Origin of the sequence: Microbacterium sorbitolivorans (assembly GCF_003327285.1) — a bacterium.
GTDB lineage: Bacteria > Actinomycetota > Actinomycetes > Actinomycetales > Microbacteriaceae > Microbacterium > Microbacterium sorbitolivorans.
In genome coordinates this window covers 440,740-455,692 of record NZ_KZ848474.1, presented here as the reverse complement: position 1 = coordinate 455,692, position 14,953 = coordinate 440,740, and the positions used below count along the sequence as shown (strand labels likewise).

Annotated in this window: 15 protein-coding genes; 4 read left to right on the top strand and 11 right to left on the bottom strand. The window is 66.2% G+C overall.

What is annotated here, in order from left to right; genetic code table 11:
• Positions 1–7 precede the first annotated feature (7 nt).
• From DTO57_RS07850 to DTO57_RS07840, 3 genes are all read right to left on the bottom strand, one after another.
• Positions 8–1,066 carry a ParB/RepB/Spo0J family partition protein gene (locus DTO57_RS07850; protein ID WP_114117656.1) on the bottom strand — a complete coding sequence of 353 codons (1,059 nt, stop codon included), beginning with the start codon at positions 1,064–1,066 and terminating at the stop codon, positions 8–10.
• Between the two features lie 5 nt (positions 1,067–1,071).
• Positions 1,072–1,992, bottom strand: a complete 921-nt coding sequence (locus DTO57_RS07845; RefSeq protein ID WP_114117655.1) for a ParA family protein — start codon at positions 1,990–1,992, stop codon at positions 1,072–1,074.
• Positions 1,993–2,133: 141 nt separating this feature from the next.
• A complete protein-coding gene (locus DTO57_RS07840) occupies positions 2,134–2,529 on the bottom strand; it encodes a VOC family protein (RefSeq protein ID WP_114117654.1) in 396 nt (131 codons plus the stop codon).
• A gap of 3,496 nt (positions 2,530–6,025) precedes the next feature.
• Here DTO57_RS07840 and DTO57_RS07835 point away from each other — a divergent pair.
• Positions 6,026–6,460, top strand: coding sequence for a MepB family protein (locus DTO57_RS07835; protein WP_114117653.1), 435 nt, complete (start codon positions 6,026–6,028; stop codon positions 6,458–6,460).
• 550 nt (positions 6,461–7,010) lie between these two features.
• Here DTO57_RS07835 and DTO57_RS07830 read toward each other — a convergent pair.
• Positions 7,011–7,787 (bottom strand): MerR family transcriptional regulator, encoded by a 777-nt coding sequence (locus DTO57_RS07830; RefSeq protein WP_114117652.1) that lies wholly within the window; start codon positions 7,785–7,787, stop codon positions 7,011–7,013.
• A 101-nt stretch (positions 7,788–7,888) separates the two neighbouring features.
• Positions 7,889–8,380 carry a pyridoxamine 5'-phosphate oxidase family protein gene (locus DTO57_RS07825; protein WP_114117651.1) on the bottom strand — a complete coding sequence of 164 codons (492 nt, stop codon included), beginning with the start codon at positions 8,378–8,380 and terminating at the stop codon, positions 7,889–7,891.
• Between the two features lie 312 nt (positions 8,381–8,692).
• Here DTO57_RS07825 and DTO57_RS07820 point away from each other — a divergent pair, with 312 nt between their 5' ends.
• Together DTO57_RS07820 and DTO57_RS07815 are read left to right on the top strand one after the other, a co-directional pair.
• On the top strand, positions 8,693–8,938 hold the full coding sequence (locus tag DTO57_RS07820; RefSeq protein ID WP_114117650.1) for a hypothetical protein: 246 nt from the start codon (positions 8,693–8,695) through the stop codon (positions 8,936–8,938).
• Positions 8,935–9,912: an SRPBCC family protein gene (locus DTO57_RS07815; RefSeq protein WP_162785703.1), complete on the top strand. Its 978-nt coding sequence runs from the start codon at positions 8,935–8,937 to the stop codon at positions 9,910–9,912. The genes DTO57_RS07820 and DTO57_RS07815 overlap by 4 nt, the downstream gene beginning before the upstream one ends.
• Before the next feature lie 60 nt (positions 9,913–9,972).
• Here the strand turns inward: DTO57_RS07815 and rsmG are convergent, their stop codons facing one another.
• Genes rsmG through rpmH form a run of 6 tightly spaced genes read right to left on the bottom strand, consistent with a single transcriptional unit; the run spans position 9,973 to position 13,024 of the window.
• The gene (gene rsmG / locus DTO57_RS07810; protein WP_114117648.1) at positions 9,973–10,605 is read right to left on the bottom strand and encodes a 16S rRNA (guanine(527)-N(7))-methyltransferase RsmG; all 633 of its coding nucleotides are present in this window, start codon (positions 10,603–10,605) and stop codon (positions 9,973–9,975) included.
• Complete coding sequence (locus DTO57_RS07805) at positions 10,602–11,084, bottom strand: Jag family protein (protein ID WP_114117647.1); 483 nt, start codon at positions 11,082–11,084, stop codon at positions 10,602–10,604. Before DTO57_RS07805 ends, rsmG begins: the two co-directional genes overlap by 4 nt.
• On the bottom strand, positions 11,081–12,184 hold the full coding sequence (yidC, locus tag DTO57_RS07800; protein ID WP_114117646.1) for a membrane protein insertase YidC: 1,104 nt from the start codon (positions 12,182–12,184) through the stop codon (positions 11,081–11,083). The genes DTO57_RS07805 and yidC overlap by 4 nt, the downstream gene beginning before the upstream one ends.
• A gap of 6 nt (positions 12,185–12,190) precedes the next feature.
• Positions 12,191–12,505 (bottom strand): membrane protein insertion efficiency factor YidD, encoded by a 315-nt coding sequence (gene yidD / locus DTO57_RS07795; RefSeq protein ID WP_114117872.1) that lies wholly within the window; start codon positions 12,503–12,505, stop codon positions 12,191–12,193.
• Positions 12,506–12,525: 20 nt separating this feature from the next.
• A complete protein-coding gene (gene rnpA, locus DTO57_RS07790; RefSeq protein ID WP_114117645.1) occupies positions 12,526–12,864 on the bottom strand; it encodes a ribonuclease P protein component in 339 nt (112 codons plus the stop codon).
• A gap of 22 nt (positions 12,865–12,886) precedes the next feature.
• A complete protein-coding gene (gene rpmH, locus DTO57_RS07785) occupies positions 12,887–13,024 on the bottom strand; it encodes a 50S ribosomal protein L34 (protein WP_114117644.1) in 138 nt (45 codons plus the stop codon).
• A 272-nt stretch (positions 13,025–13,296) separates the two neighbouring features.
• Here rpmH and dnaA point away from each other — a divergent pair, with 272 nt between their 5' ends.
• Positions 13,297–14,700, top strand: a complete 1,404-nt coding sequence (gene dnaA / locus DTO57_RS07780) for a chromosomal replication initiator protein DnaA (RefSeq protein ID WP_114117643.1) — start codon at positions 13,297–13,299, stop codon at positions 14,698–14,700.
• Positions 14,701–14,953 lie beyond the last annotated feature (253 nt).

Genomic DNA, 14,953 nt, shown 5'->3' with positions numbered 1-14,953 from the left:
CGCGCTGTTACTGCTCGTAGCCCGATTCTCCGAGCTCGCTCAGGATGCGGTTCAGATCCTGAATCGTGGCGAAGCTGATCTTGATCGAGCCCTGGCGGGCCGTCAGATCGATCTTGACCTTGGTGTCGAGGCGGTCGCCGAGCTTGTCGGAGACCTCGTCGAGGTAGGCGCGGCGGGCGCCCTGCTTCGGCTTGGCCTGCTTCTTGGGCTTCGCGCCGGTCTCGAGGATGCGCTTCGCGACGGCCTCGGTCGAGCGCACCGAGAGCTCTTCGTTGACGATCTTGTCGGCGAGCTTCGCCATGGCCTCGGAGTCGCCATCGAGCGAGAGAATCGCGCGCGCGTGGCCCGCGGTGAGGACACCGGCCGCAACGCGCTCCTGGACGCCCTCGGGAAGGCGCAGGAGGCGGATCGTGTTGGAGATCTGCGGGCGCGAGCGGCCGATGCGGTCGGCCAGCTGATCTTGCGTGATGCCGAAGTCGTTGATGAGCTGCTGGTAGGCCGAGGCCTCTTCCAGCGGGTTCAGCTGCGCGCGGTGGATGTTTTCGAGCAGCGCGTCGCGCAGCAGGTCTTCGTCGGCGGTGTCGCGGACGATCGCGGGGATGGCCTCGAGGCCCGCCTCGCGCGATGCGCGGGTACGGCGCTCACCCATGATGAGCTCGTAGGTGCCGTCCTTCTTGTCGCGCACAACGACGGGCTGCAGCACGCCGAACTCGCGCACCGAGTGGACGAGCTCGGCGAGGTCGTCGGCATCGAAGAGCGTGCGCGGCTGGCGCGGGTTCGGAACGATCTTGTGCGGGTCGACCTGGATCAGGTGGATCCCGGGCACCTCGGCGAGCTGCGGATCCGGTTCGGCGGCGGGCTTCTTGGCGGCGGGCTTCCGTGCCGCGGGCTTCTTCGCGGCCGGCTTGCGCACCGGCTCGGCCTTCGCGACGGGCTCTTCGCTCGCCGGAACGGGAAGCGGGCTAACGGTTCGCGAGAAGAAGACGTCGGCGGGACGTTCCTTAGATTCCGTACCGGTTGGGATGAGCGCGCCGATCCCTCGGCCCAGCCCCGTGCGCTTCGCCATCAGAATTAACCCTTCCTGCGCGGCGCACCGCGCCCTACGATTTCGACCGCAGCTTCCTTGTATGCGATCGCACCTGCGGATGATTCATCGTACGAGATGACGGTCTGCCCGAAGCTCGGCGCCTCGGAGACGCGCACAGATCGGGGGATGACGGTCTTCAGAACTTCCTTAGGGAAGTGCTCGCGCACCTCGTCGGCGACCTGGTGCGACAGGCGCGTGCGGGCGTCGAACATCGTCAGCAGGATCGTCGAGACGCGCAGGCGCGGGTTGAGGTGCTTCTGGATCATCTTGACGTTGCCCAGGAGCTGGCTCAGACCCTCGAGGGCGTAGTACTCGGCCTGGATCGGCAGGAAGACCTCGTGGGCCGCACTGAAGGCGTTAATCGTGAGCAGGCCCAGCGAGGGCGGGCAGTCGATGAAGACGAAGTCGAGCGGCTCGTCTAGGCTTTCGAGGTATTCCTCGAGCGCGGTGTCGAGGCGCTTCTCGCGGGCGACCTGCGAGACGAGCTCGATCTCGGCGCCGGCGAGGTGAATAGTGCTCGGCACGCAGAAGAGGCGCTCATTCTCGGGGCTCTGCTGCACGGCATCGGCGATGGCGACGTCGTTAATGAGGACGTCGTAGATGCTCGTCACCTCGGCGGTGTGGGGTACGCCGAGGGCGGTCGAGGCGTTGCCCTGCGGGTCGAGGTCGATCACGAGCACGCGGCCGCCGAGCGCGGCGATCGCGGCGGCGATGTTGACGGTGCTGGTCGTCTTGCCGACGCCGCCCTTCTGGTTCGACACCGTGAGCACGCGGGTCTTGCCCGAGAACTCGATCTCGACGTCGTCGAGCTGACGGCGACGCGAGCTCAGATCCTGCAGCTGGCGCATGATCGGGCTGTCATCGAAGGCGGCGGCGATGCCGCTGGAGTTTTGGCTCACGCGCATCCTCTCGGTTCCCAGGTCAACTCTTCCAGCCTAACCGTTACCCCCAATTTTCCGCGGGAAATCGCGGAGAATCTCGGCGCATGTTTCACGTGAAACGGTCACTGCTCCGCATTGGGCGATGTTTCACGTGAAACATCGTCGTCAGCGGGCGGGATCGGCGACGATCTCCGCTTTGAAGCCGGCGGCGTTCTCGAGCCAGCCGGCGTAATGGTCCGGCCCGCCGGCGTGCGGGTAGCGGTCGACGTAGAGCGGGCTCCACCCGTGCTCGGTGGCGGATTTCATAATCTCGTCGACGCGTGCCGCGGTTCCGCCGAGGAACGCGAGGTGATTGAGCCCGGGTCGCCGGCGATCGTGCTCGGTCGAACTGAGGTTGGGGGAGAGGGTGAGCGTGAGGTAGGCACCGCCGGCCGACCATGACTCCCCCTCGGGCCAGCGCTGCGTGCGCTCGAATCCGAGCTCGGTCAGGAGCCAGCCCCACTCGGCCAGCGCCTCGTCGAGGTCTGCGACCCAGAGTTCGATGTGGTGGATACCCGGCATGTGGTTCAGTCTTGCAGAGTGTGCTGGTGGTGGCGAGGGCGATGTTTCACGTGAAACATCCCTCGGCTCGATGTGATGATGTGCCGGTGGCCGGAAACGTCGCGGGGCTGCAGGTGTTCTTCCACCCCACACGGCCTCTTTGCTCCACGCCGCAGCCATCCCGGCTTATCGACGCGCAACTCACATAGACGCTCGAGGTCGGCCAGGTTTGGCGCTTCACCTGAAACACCAAACCTGCCGTTGCGATGGCGCGCCAGTAGTCGCTACATCGAGGGGCGCGCCTCGGCGGAGCCTTCCGCTCAACTAATCTCTAGCTCGACGCCACGGCCATCGCGACACATCAACGCGCAGATCGTATAGGCGTTGGAGACCCATCAGGCTCGGTGTTTCACGTGAAACATCCTCGCCCACAACCGCGCCACCACTGCTCACATTGCCATCGATCCTTAGTACTGCCGTGCGCCGAGAGCGCCCGCTTACGCTCCACACGATCGCTTCACACCATACCCCTCACCATGCGCCACTTCGCCTCAGACTTCGCGTCGGACTTGATGGTCACACTTGCCGTGCTTGGCGACTGCCGTTTCCGTGGGCCCGGTGCGGTTACGCTCCGCATGGTCGCTCCACCACATTCCTCACCGTGTGCGACTGCGCGCCAGACGTCGCGTCGGCCTCAAGGGTCGCGCACGTCGGGCTTGGCTACTACCGTTGCCAAGTGCTCGCTGCGATTCACACTCCACACCGCCGCTCCACCACGCACCTCACCGTGCGCGACTTCGCGCCGGACTTAGCAGTCACGCGCACGCCGGCCCAGGCAACTGCCGCTTCCTTGTACCCACCGTGATTCGCACGCAAGGAGCACCTTCACTGGCCATATACCGGAAAGGCGACGCCCTCACCTACGCTTTTTTACTAGTCACTTGGGTGGTGACACGGGTCCGGGTTCCTCCATCCAAGCCGCCGACGTCCCGCCGCCTAACGACAGCGAAGCCGCACTCGGCGCGACGCGCTCAGTGCTGACACGTGGAATAGCTGCATGCGGTTCCTTGCTCCCTTCCGCCCAGACCACCACTCACACCGCCATGCACCGCCGCCTGCGCTGACGCCTGCACTGGCACCACGCGCGTCGGCGCCTCCTCCCGCTCGTGGGCGATCCGCCAATGACGCCACCTATGGTGGCCGTGGCCCGCTTCTTCTACGCCCAGGCTCCCATTTGCGCGATGGTGCCTCGTGCCAAGCATCCATGCCACCAACTCCAACGTCCCACCGCACCGACTTCGCCGAGTCGATGCGTGACGCTCCTGGTCGTACACGGGGGGCTACGTCGGCCCGAGCACGTACGTCACCGCGTACCGGAGGAGGAGGAGGAGCAGGCCTAGCCACACGTGCGGGTGACTCCTTCCGGTCACGCGAAGTGGAAACGACGAGGCATGATGAGTAGGCGCAGCCGTGGGCGGCGCGGGGTATCGGCGGCGCCCACGTTCGCTCCGCCGCGAGCCGGGACACTGTTCAAGCGTCAGTGGCAGGCGGCCGCGGACGCGCCGAGTGATCCTCGCTGGGAAGTGGGACGGACTTTTAGCCGCTATAGGCTCGAGCCAAACGCGTGCCATGTTTCACGTGAAACATCGGCCGAGCCAAGCCTGTTCCACCCGGCGCGTGACACCGAGCACGACCATCATGAAGGAGGAAGGTCCACGACTTCGCGCGGCGCGTATGGCACACCTCGTGAGCCGCGACGTGCGTAAACCTCGAGGGTCACCGTGGACCTGCGAGCCTCGCCACATGGAGCATAGTTTTCGGACGACCGGCTTGCGCACAACGAATCTCACCCCGATCACAGCGCGCCCGTGTCCCAAGTCAGCGAGAGGCGCCCCGTTCCCGCACCACGCATCCCGCGGGCGAGCGCCCGACAATTCCGGGGTCGTCCCGACGCGCGTAGGCCCCTGACCGCCAATCGTCATGATCCGGCTACTGCTCCAGCGCGATGTTTCACGTGAAACGTTGCGGTCAACGAAGCCTCCTGGGTACGCTCCACCTCCCACAGAATGCGATTCCGCACCAAAGGCAGCGGGGGCGAGACCCGCTGGCGAGCGAGACGTGCGTCCAAGCTCGTAGCCTCTGCGCAGTGCGGCAAGTTCGCGATTCACCACAACTTTGCTGCGGAGTCGTCGCACACGTCTGTCTAGCCGCACGGAGACGGCGCCAACGAGCAGACGTTGATGAGGAGGGCCCGCGCGTCTGACGGACGAGTAAACGCGGGAACGAGCTCCGAGCACCCGTGGCGGGATCTGACTCCAGATAGGCGATGATCACGGATGTGCGCGCGGCGAATTGCAGCCTCCAGACGCAGACTGACGAGGGCGCGGCTGTTGCTAGCGATGCGCTCAAAAGGCTCGATTCCGTCGGCAGTCATGCGGGGCGCCCGATCGCGTCTGATGCCGGCATCAGTTCGGGAGCGAGCAACGACCTGCCGTGCGCGTCATGCGATACACCTCCAAATGGGTGGCCCTCACGTGTGTGCGTGCGATCGACCGCGGGCCAACGCAGAGCGATAGCGGTGCGGCTGCCGCTCACTCTGCCCGGCTCTGAGCCAGCCCCGCCGGCCACTACAGAGCACCCGCTCGTGACCGACCGACCGTTGGGGCGGTCGCACTCACCGCCCCCGTCCTTGCATGAATGAGGCGATGTGGATCTCGCAGCGCGGTCACCCGGGTGCGTGGCAGCCACCGGCCGCGCTCTACGACGACCGACATCGTCGCGGCCCGCGGAAGTGGGGGAGTGGTCGTGAAGTCCCGGCCGCACAATTGCGCGGCGCACCGACGGACTCTGGTGTCTGCCGAATAGCGCCCCGATCGAGAGTTGGCCAGGTGAGAGAGGTCACCGGACTGCGACAACCAGAGCCATCCACCCACTGCAAGCGAACCCGGACCACATGTCGATAGACGGCGTAGATGTCAACGCAGCACGTGCCCAGCCTTGCGCCCAATCACGCCGCGAGCATGATCGACACCTCCCCATCCGACACACCGTGACCCCCGGCGTCTTGCCGGGTGGGACTACCTGCCGAGCTCCGATAGCCAGAGCGCCGATACGCCGCAAGCTACCCGGACCGCGACTCGGTCCACGGCGCCGATGCAAGTGCGGGGATCGCGAGCCTCGGATCGCGCGGCATGCAAGACTCACGACGATGGTGCGCCGGATCGATCGGTGCACCATTGATGCGGCCGATCCGCGATACGGTCCGCTCTACCTCGCAACGACATCGACCCCGCACGAGGGAGGGAAGCCTCGTGTGTTTCACGTGAAACATCGCGTCAAGCGAATGCACGACCGTAGCCGCTCGCCGGAGCGCGACACCGACACGAGCACCCGCACAGCATGCAACACATCCTGGCTCACGTCGACGGATCCGCCCCGATGTTTCACGTGAAACGCACCGCGCGAGCGGACGCCGGGTGCTCACGCCTCCCCAATGTCACCCGGCTAGTTTAACGACATGACCTACCGCGCGCTCGAGCAGTACCTTGCTGCCCTCGGTCTGGGCGCAGCTTCCGTCACACCCGAGGATCAGAGTGGCGACTACGAGTCTGGCCGGGTTCATCTGCCGGACGGGGAGTGGCACATCCGCACGGCACGCATCACCCCGAAGAAGCCCGGAGCCTTTGTCGCGTTCTGGCACCGTGCCATGAGCGGCACCACGAGACCCTTCCGCGGCGATGAGGTCGGCGCGGGACTCCTCGTATTCGTGACGGACGGCGATCACCGCGGAGCGTTCCGCTTCACGGCGGCTCATCTCGCCGAGCTCGGTGTGACTGCCGGGCGAACCGCGGGGAAGCGCGGCTTCCGCGTCTACCCCGAGTGGTGCGCAGAGCTGAATCGTCAGGCAGAACGCACGCAGCGGGCGCAGGCGCCGGCGTTCCACCCCTATTGAGCGGTGGCCTGCCGCGCAGGAGCCGATCCACGCGTTTCACGTGAAACATTCGAGGCAACCGCGCATCTCTCGCTCCAGCACCGCGACGGGCTGTGCCGATCGCACACTGCTAGCGACACCGAGTGCCACTCAGCTACCTAAGCGCGGCGCGCTTCATGTGGGGACGCTCGCCAGTTACATCGCCAACGCATACCGACACCACAAGCGGCGCGTAGCCACACCACAGCACGCCCATAGCGTCGAAGCAATCTCCCGGAGGCACCCACAGACGCCGCTAAGGAGCCTCCGCGGCCCAGAGACGCACTTGCACGCAGGACGGCCGCGCACGACGCCCACAAAACCATCCCCAGCGCCGCATACGCCCCCTGAGCCCCACAGGCCCCGCAATCGCCTCCACGAGCGCTACAAGGGCATCAAAGCGCGCTCAGGCGCCCCAGAGGGCGCCCCAAGGCCCGCAAACGGATACACAGCCCCCTGCGCCACCCCGCAACAACAACGGCGCCCCTCCACCCGAACCCGGGGGAGGGGCACCGAGGCCACCCCGCACCGCCTACTCGAAGTAGGCCCGCAGCGCGTCGCGCACGAAGGCGGCGCCGGCGGATCCGCCGTAGTTCGCCGCGAAGCGCTCGTCGGCCACGTACATCTCGCCGAGCCCGAGCACGTACGCGCGCAGGTCGCCGCCCTCGTGCGCCGGGGTACCCGGCACCGAGCTCAGCCACTCCACGTGACGCGACGCGAGCTCCTGCGCGGCGGGCGAGGACGGATCCTCGCCGCGCTCGGCGGCGGCGACCCAGTCGGCGGAGAGTCGCCCAACGCGCTCCTGCCACTCCTTCTGCCCGTCGGATCCGAGCCCGCGCCACCAGGCATCGCTCCGTGCGTATGCATCCTTGCCCCATCGGTCCTCGACCTCGTCGCGGTAGCGCGTGTGGTCAAAGCCCTCGAAGACGTTCTCTTCCATGAGATCCCTCTCTGCTCCGTCCATCGCCGCGCCCTCGAGCGCTGCGATGGTGCGTTCGACGGCACCGATCTGATCCGTGATCCGACGTCGCTCGCTCCGCAGCACCGCGAGGTGATCCGAGAGGATCCGTGCCTCGCCGGCCGATTGCTCGTCCTGTGCGTCGAGCACGGCGCGAATCGCGTCGAGTCCGAGGCCCAGCTGTCGCAGCAGGAGAACCCGCTGCAGCCGCACGAGCGCGGCGTTGTCGTAGTAGCGGTAGCCGTTGTGGCCGACGCGACTGGGGGAGACGAGGCCGATGCTGTCGTAGTGGCGCAGGGTGCGAGACGTCGTCCCGACCGCCCGCGCCACGTCGTGAATCGTGTACTCCACGACTTCTCCCTTCGATACCGTGTCGCACCACTGCGGTGCGACGTCACTCACGCTAGGCGTTGACGCAGCGTCAAGGTCAAATCAATGTTCCACGTGAAACATCACTGCCCGCCCGCGTATGCCACACACCAGCTCGGCACGATGCGGAACATGCGGATGTCGTCGCCCCAGCTGCGCGGGTCGCTGTCGTAGTGGCGCGTCCAGTGTGCGATGATCTCGTCGAAGAGCGGATCCGATTCGTCGAGCCGCTCGACGGATCCGTGGGTGAAGAACCCCAGCCGCTCGCCGTCTATGTACGCGGCGCTCACCGCGGGGCGTGCGGCGAGGTGCCGCGCCTTCGCGGAGCGGCCGTCGGTGCCGAAGGTCCAGGATCCGTGAATGAAGTGACCGTCGACCGCGCTCACGCGCGGCTCGCCCTTCGCGGTCACGGTCGCGAGGCTCAACACGCGCATGCCCTCGAGCTGGGGGAGGAGCTCGCTTGCCGCGAGCGAATGGTCGTCGGAGATGATCTCCTGGAGGTGGCTCGTGCCGCCCTCTCGCGACGCCGTCAGAAGCGCCTGCAGCCGTTCGATCTCGCCGGGTGTTTCGTACATGGATCCGTGCCCTTCGCCAGTGTCGTTTCGCCGCCGCACGCGCAGGTGTCACGCGCATGAACGGCGCATAGCCTCTTGGGTTCAGGCTACTCGCGAACGAAAGATACCCACAGGTCTTCCCACAGGTACCCACACCCCGTTTACACGCGTGTTTATGCGGATATCTCGAGATCGACCGTTCACGATCCACAAAGTTATCCACAGGCGCGCGGCCCACCTGTGGATGATTGAATATCCAATACTCTGTTCACCTTTGCGCCCCCTTTAGCAACCATGGTTGACACGATCGTTTAAGCAACGTAGGTTGACAGTATGGAATCGACACGAACGGCCCGGGCGGCCGCCGACACGACGGATCCGCGAGCCGGCCTTCGCGCGGTCGCATCGCTCCGCACGCTCGCCGATTCGCTCGAGCTGCGCCAGGTCGAGGCGGCGCTGCGCGCGGGCATGACATGGCAGCAGATCGCCGACGCCCTGGGCGTCACGCGCCAGGCGGTGCACAAGAAGTACTCCAAGAGAATCGACCCGACGATCGAGGTACCCCGGAGGTCATCATGAGCAAGCTCACCCAGATACTCGCGACGACGTACAGCGTGACGATCAACGCGAGCGAGGAGGCGTCGCGCTTCGGCGTGCACGCCGCCGACATCGACCACATCTTCCTCGCGCTCGTGATCGACGAGGGCACCGCCGGGCAGGTCCTGCGCCGCGCCGGCATCACGCTCGACGCCGCCCGCGGGGCAGTAGCGGCCCAGCATCGCGAGCACCTCGAGAGCCTCGGCGTGCAGGCCGAGTTGCCGGGAGACGGGAAGATTCGCCTGCTCGAGCAGGGTGGCATCGAGTGGACGGAGCGCGCGACGGCCCTCATTTCCCGCGCCAGCGGGAAGGGCAAGGCGGGCGACGCCATGGCGATCCTGCGCGAGGTGCTGACCGAGCCCAGCGGCACGATCGAGGACGTCCTCGCGCGCCTCGGCACCGCGCCCGACGATCTCCTCCGTCTGCTCGATGATGCGTCGGGGATCCGGGAGCGCGATGCGGATCCGGCGCGGCGCCTCGGGCGAACGCACCGCGTTTTCGTGCCGGCGACGCCCGCCGACGCGTGGGCGCTCGTTTCCGACGCCGCGCGGCTACCCGAATGGGACGCGACCCTCGTGAGCGTGACCGAAGAGGAGGGCTCGTGGGTGGGCACGTCGATCAGCACGCGCGCCGACGGAAAGCCGCTGAAGGTGAGGCCCGGCACGGAACGCCAGCTCATCGAACGAGTCTCCGCCGTCGATCACCGCGTTGAGTGGCTTTTCACGTATCCGGATGCCCCCACCGCGAACCAGCGCTCGATCATCGTCGCTCTCGAGGAGGCCGCCGGCGGCACGCAGGTGACCGTCGACGCCGCATGGATCCGCGGATCCGGCCCGCGGGGGATCCGGCGCGCCATCGCGCCCGTGACACGTTTCGTTGCCCGCCCGCTCGTGCGCCTCGCCCTGTGGTTCCAGGTCACGCATCTCACGGGTGGAATCAGCCGCGCACTGCGCTGACCCCGCACGCAAAAGTGCCCCTCACGCTCGTTCGAGCGGAGGGGCACCTAAGCGCAAAAACTAGGCGCGCACGAGCGCCCGGAACACGCGGGTCGGCTCGTCGATGACGCCCTCGCCGATGACCTCGACGCGGGTCTCGGAGAGCTTGTACTTGCGGATCACCTTCGACGCCTTCTCGATCTCGGCCTCGACGCTCTGACCCTTCAGCAGGATCAGCTCGCCGCCGTCGCGCGCGAGCGGCGCGGTCCAGGGGATCAGCGTGCGCAGGGCCGAAACGGCGCGGGCCGTCACGGCGTCGAGGTACTCGTCGTAGCGACCGGCATCCTCGGCACGGGCGCGCTCGACGTGCACGTTGTCGAGCCCCAGATCGGCGACCTGCTCGTTGAGCCAGGCGCAGCGGCGCTCCATCGGCTCGATGAGGATCCACTCGATGTCGGGGCGCGCAATCGCGAGCACGATACCGGGCAGCCCGCCACCGGATCCGACGTCGCCCACGCGGCCGCCGGCGGGGAACAGCGGCGCCGCGATGGCCGAGTTGAGGATGTGCCGGTTCCAGAGCCGCGGGAGCTCCTGCGGCCCGATCAGGCCCCGCTCCTCGCCGTGCTCGGCGAGGTTCGCGGCAAACTTCCGCGCGAGATCGATGCGGTCGCCGAACAGCGGTGCTGCCGACGAGGGCTCGAGTTCGAGGGTCATGCCTTGCGCACCACCGTGTGGCGGTCGTTGCGGTCGCCGTACGACTCCGAAACGTATCCGCGCTCGGCGACGATGTCGTGCACGACCTTGCGCTCGTACGAGCTCATCGCGGGCAGCGAGGCCTGCGATGCGCCCTCGTCGAGGCGCGCGATGGCCTGGTCGACGAGCTGCGCGAGCTGCGTGCGGCGCACGTCGCGGGATCCGCCGATGTCGAGGATCAGGCGCGAGAACTCGCCCGTCTCGCGCTGCACGGCGATGCGGGTGAGCTCCTGCAGGGCCTGCACGACATCCGGATCCGTGAGCGGCTTGAGCGACTCGTCATCGCTCTCAATCGACACGTAGGCGCGGCCCTGGCGCACGTCGAGCTCGAGGTCACCGTCGACATCGGCGATGTCGAGAAGACCCTCGATGTAGTCGGCGGCGATGTCGCCCTCGCGCTCGAGCTGCGAGACGGTGGGCTCGTCGTTGTGCACGGTCACTTCGCGGCCTCCCCGGAGTCATCCGCCGGTGCGTCTTCCGCGCGGGCTGCGTTGTTCTTCGCGGCCTGCTGCTTACGGCGCTCGGCCGCCAGCTGCGCGTCGCGCTTGGCGCGCTTGGCGCTCTTCGGCTGTACGCGCTTGGCGCGCTCCTTGCGCTCGAGCTCGGCCTTGCGGGCGAGCTCTTCCTGCTCGATCTCGTACTCGGCGATCGTGACGACCTTGCCGTGCGAGTTGACGGCCTTGCCGCGCTTCGCGAGGCGCTCGTCGCGCGCGATGGCGGCGGGGGATCCGGGGGTCGGGTTCTCGCGGATGATGTAGAACTGCTGTCCCATCGTCCAGAGGTTGTTGAAGAACCAGTAGCTGACGACACCGAGCGGGAAGAAGACACCCGAGAAGATCATCGCGAAGGGGATGATGTAGAGCATGATGCGCTGCATCTGGTACGCCTGACCCTGGCGGGCCTCGGGCGAGAGGTTCTTCGACACGATCTGCAGCTGCGTGATGAACTGCGTCGCGATCATCATCGCGACGAGCACGACCATGAGGATGACGGGTCCAACGAGGCCGTCGTTGAAGTTGTCGATGAGAGTCTTCGACAGCGGCGCACCGAAGAGCGTGGCCTGCTCGAACTGGGCGACCTTGTCGGCCGTGAAGAGCCACTCGTTCTTACCGCTGGATCCGTTCGCGTACCAGGTCGCGATGTCGCGAAGGGTCCAGAACAGCGAGAGGAAGATCGGCATCTGCACGAGCAGCGGCAGGCAGCCGGAGACGGGCGAGGTGCCGTGCTTCTTGTACAGCTCCTGCGTCTCGCGCATCTGCGCCTCGCGCGAGAACTGGTCCTTCTTGCCGCGGTACTTCTCCTGGATCTTCTTCATCTGAGGACCCAGCTCCATCATCTTTCGCTGGCTCTTGATCTGCTTGACGAAGAGCGGGAAGATGCAGAGTCGCACGACGACGACGACGCCGAGAATAGACAGAACCCAGGCCAGGCCGCTGTCCACCGGCATGCCGAGAGACGTCCAGAGCCAGTGCCAGCCGACGAGGATGGCCTCGATCACCCAACGAATGGGGAAGAGGATCCACCCGAAGAAATCACCCACGGAAAGTCAGTCCTTTCGGCGCGGCATCACAAAGCCACGCGGAGTCAGGTCATACGAAAAGTCTGGATGAGGACGGACGTCGTCCTCGCCACCCGCTGCCCACGGGTGGCAGCGTGCGATGCGTGCGAGCGCAAGCCCCGTGCCCTTGACGAGGCCGTGTTGTTGCACGGCCGTCAAGCCATAGGCGGAACACGAGGGGTAGTACCGGCACACATCGCCGTAAAGCTTCGAGATTGTCGCCCGGTAACCGATGAGGAACGCGACCCCGAGGTTACGAGGAACGCACACGGCTCCGGATATGCGAAACCGCGCCGACCCCATGGCCGACGCGGGCAGAACACTCACGCCGCGGCCTTGCGCTCAAGACCACGAACGACGTCGTGCCGCAGGTCGGCATACGCCGCCTCGGCACTCGCGGGAAAGGCTCGGATCACCACGTCGGCTCCCGGACGCAACCGCGGCGTCGCCTCAAGACAGATGGCCTTGAGGCGACGCCGAACGGTGTTGCGCGTCACGGCGTTGCCGACCGCCTTGCTGACAATGAAGCCGAAGCGAGGCGGGCGAGACTCACCCGTGTCGATCACGTGCACCACATGAAGCGCGCCCGCACGTCGCGAACCCCGGCGGACGATCGATCGATAATCGATCCCGCGGGTGATTCGCTGAGTACGGGCGAGCACTCTGGGCGCTCCGTGTAGGAAATTACGCCGAAAGCTCGGTGCGGCCCTTGCTGCGGCGCGCGTTCAGGATCGCGCGGCCGGCGCGGGTACGCATGCGGGCGCGGAAGCCGTGCTTCTTGGCGCGGCGGCGGTTGTTGGGCTGGAAAGTGCGCTTGCTCATCGCTGATCACTCCGGGGATCGGGGTCACCGGAACGTGGTTTGCCGGAGACGTCTTACAGAAATGCCCACACGGGGCACAAGTCAACCGAATAAGACTACGTCGACACGCACGTCGGGCGCAAACTGCACCAGCAAGCTGTCAGTATCCCCACAGCCGCGCCGCACGGATGCGTTGTTAACAACGAAAATTCTTCCTGGCGTTTGCACAGACGGCCCGGTATGGCTAGCGTATTCGAAGTTATCCACAGGCTGTGAGTTAAGGGGAAAGACGGATGCTCGACGTCCCGGACGTACCGATCTGGCGCCTCGTGCTCGCCGAGCTCGAGAGCGATGATCGCATCACTCCGCAGCTGGAGGGCTTCCTCAATCTCGCTGTCGCGCAGGGCGTTATGGGCGGTGCCCTGTACCTCGATGTTCCGAACGATCTGACGGCCGGGCAGTTCACCAAGCGCATGCGCGAGCCGATCATGGACGCGCTCGCGAAGCTCGGCGACGACGTGACGAGCTTCCGCGTCGTCACGAACCCCGAGCTCGCCGACCAGCCCTTCGTGCCCGAGCCGCACCCCCTCGCGGAGCAGCCGGCCGAGCCGGCCCGCACCTCGGAGCGCGGCCCCCGCCCGTTCGAGCAGCCCCAGGCGCAGCCGCGCAGCGAGACGCGCCTGAACCCGAAGTACACCTTCGACAACTTCGTCATCGGCCAGTCGAACCGGTTCGCCCACGCGGCGGCCGTCGCCGTCGCCGAGGCGCCCGCGAAGGCATACAACCCACTCTTCATCTACGGTGACTCGGGCCTCGGCAAGACGCACCTCCTGCACGCGATCGGCGACTACGCGCAGAACCTCTTCCCCGGGGTGCGCGTTCGCTACGTGTCGAGCGAGGAGTTCACGAACGACTTCATCAACTCGATCGCGAACAACCGCGGCGCCGCGTTCAACGCCCGCTACCGCGATCTCGACATCCTGCTGATCGACGACATCCAGTTCCTGCAGGGCAAGGCCGAGACGCAGGAGTCCTTCTTCCACACCTTCAACACGCTCCACGACCACGACAAGCAGGTCGTGATCACGAGTGATGTCGCGCCCCGCCTGCTGACGGGCTTCGAGGACCGCATGCGATCGCGCTTCGAGTGGGGCCTCATCACCGATGTGCAGGCACCCGACCTCGAGACCCGTATCGCGATCCTCCGTAAGAAGGCGTCGAGCGAGCGCATCTACATCCCCGAGGATGTCATCGAGTACATCGCCTCGCGCGTCTCGACCAACATCCGCGAGCTCGAGGGCGCCCTGATCCGCGTCTCGGCCTTCGCGAGCCTCAACCGCTCCGAGGTGACGAAGGAGCTCGCCGAGGGCGTGCTGCGCGACATCGTCGACAAGCCCACCGACACGGTCGTCTCGCCGAGCGACATCATCCAGGCCACGGCCGCCTACTTCAAGCTCTCGGTCGACGACCTCTCGGGCCCCGGGCGCGCGCAGGCGGTCGCCCAGGCGCGACAGATCGCAATGTACCTGTGCCGCGAGCGCACCAACCTTTCCCTCCCCAAGATCGGCCAGCTCTTCGGCGGTCGCGACCACACCACGGTCATGTACGCGACGAAGAAGATCACCGAATTAATGAAGGAGAAGCGCCAGGTCTACAACCAGGTGCAGGAGATCACGGCGCAGCTCAGCCGCCGCTGATCCGTTAAGGAAGGAAACTTCTCCACAAGTTATCCACAGAACCCCCGGGTTAACTCCCGGGGGTTTTTGGCGTCTTTCCGTGGATCCGGGGGCCTGGATCCACGGGCGCGGTCAAAATCTCTCCACATAAAGTGGTTGACAACGCCCCGTCGCGGTATTAACGGCGACGATGGGTGTGGATAAGTTGTGGATAACTGTGGAAACATGCCGCGTTAACTGTGGGGGACACGCCCTGAGTTTGTGAACAGTGCTG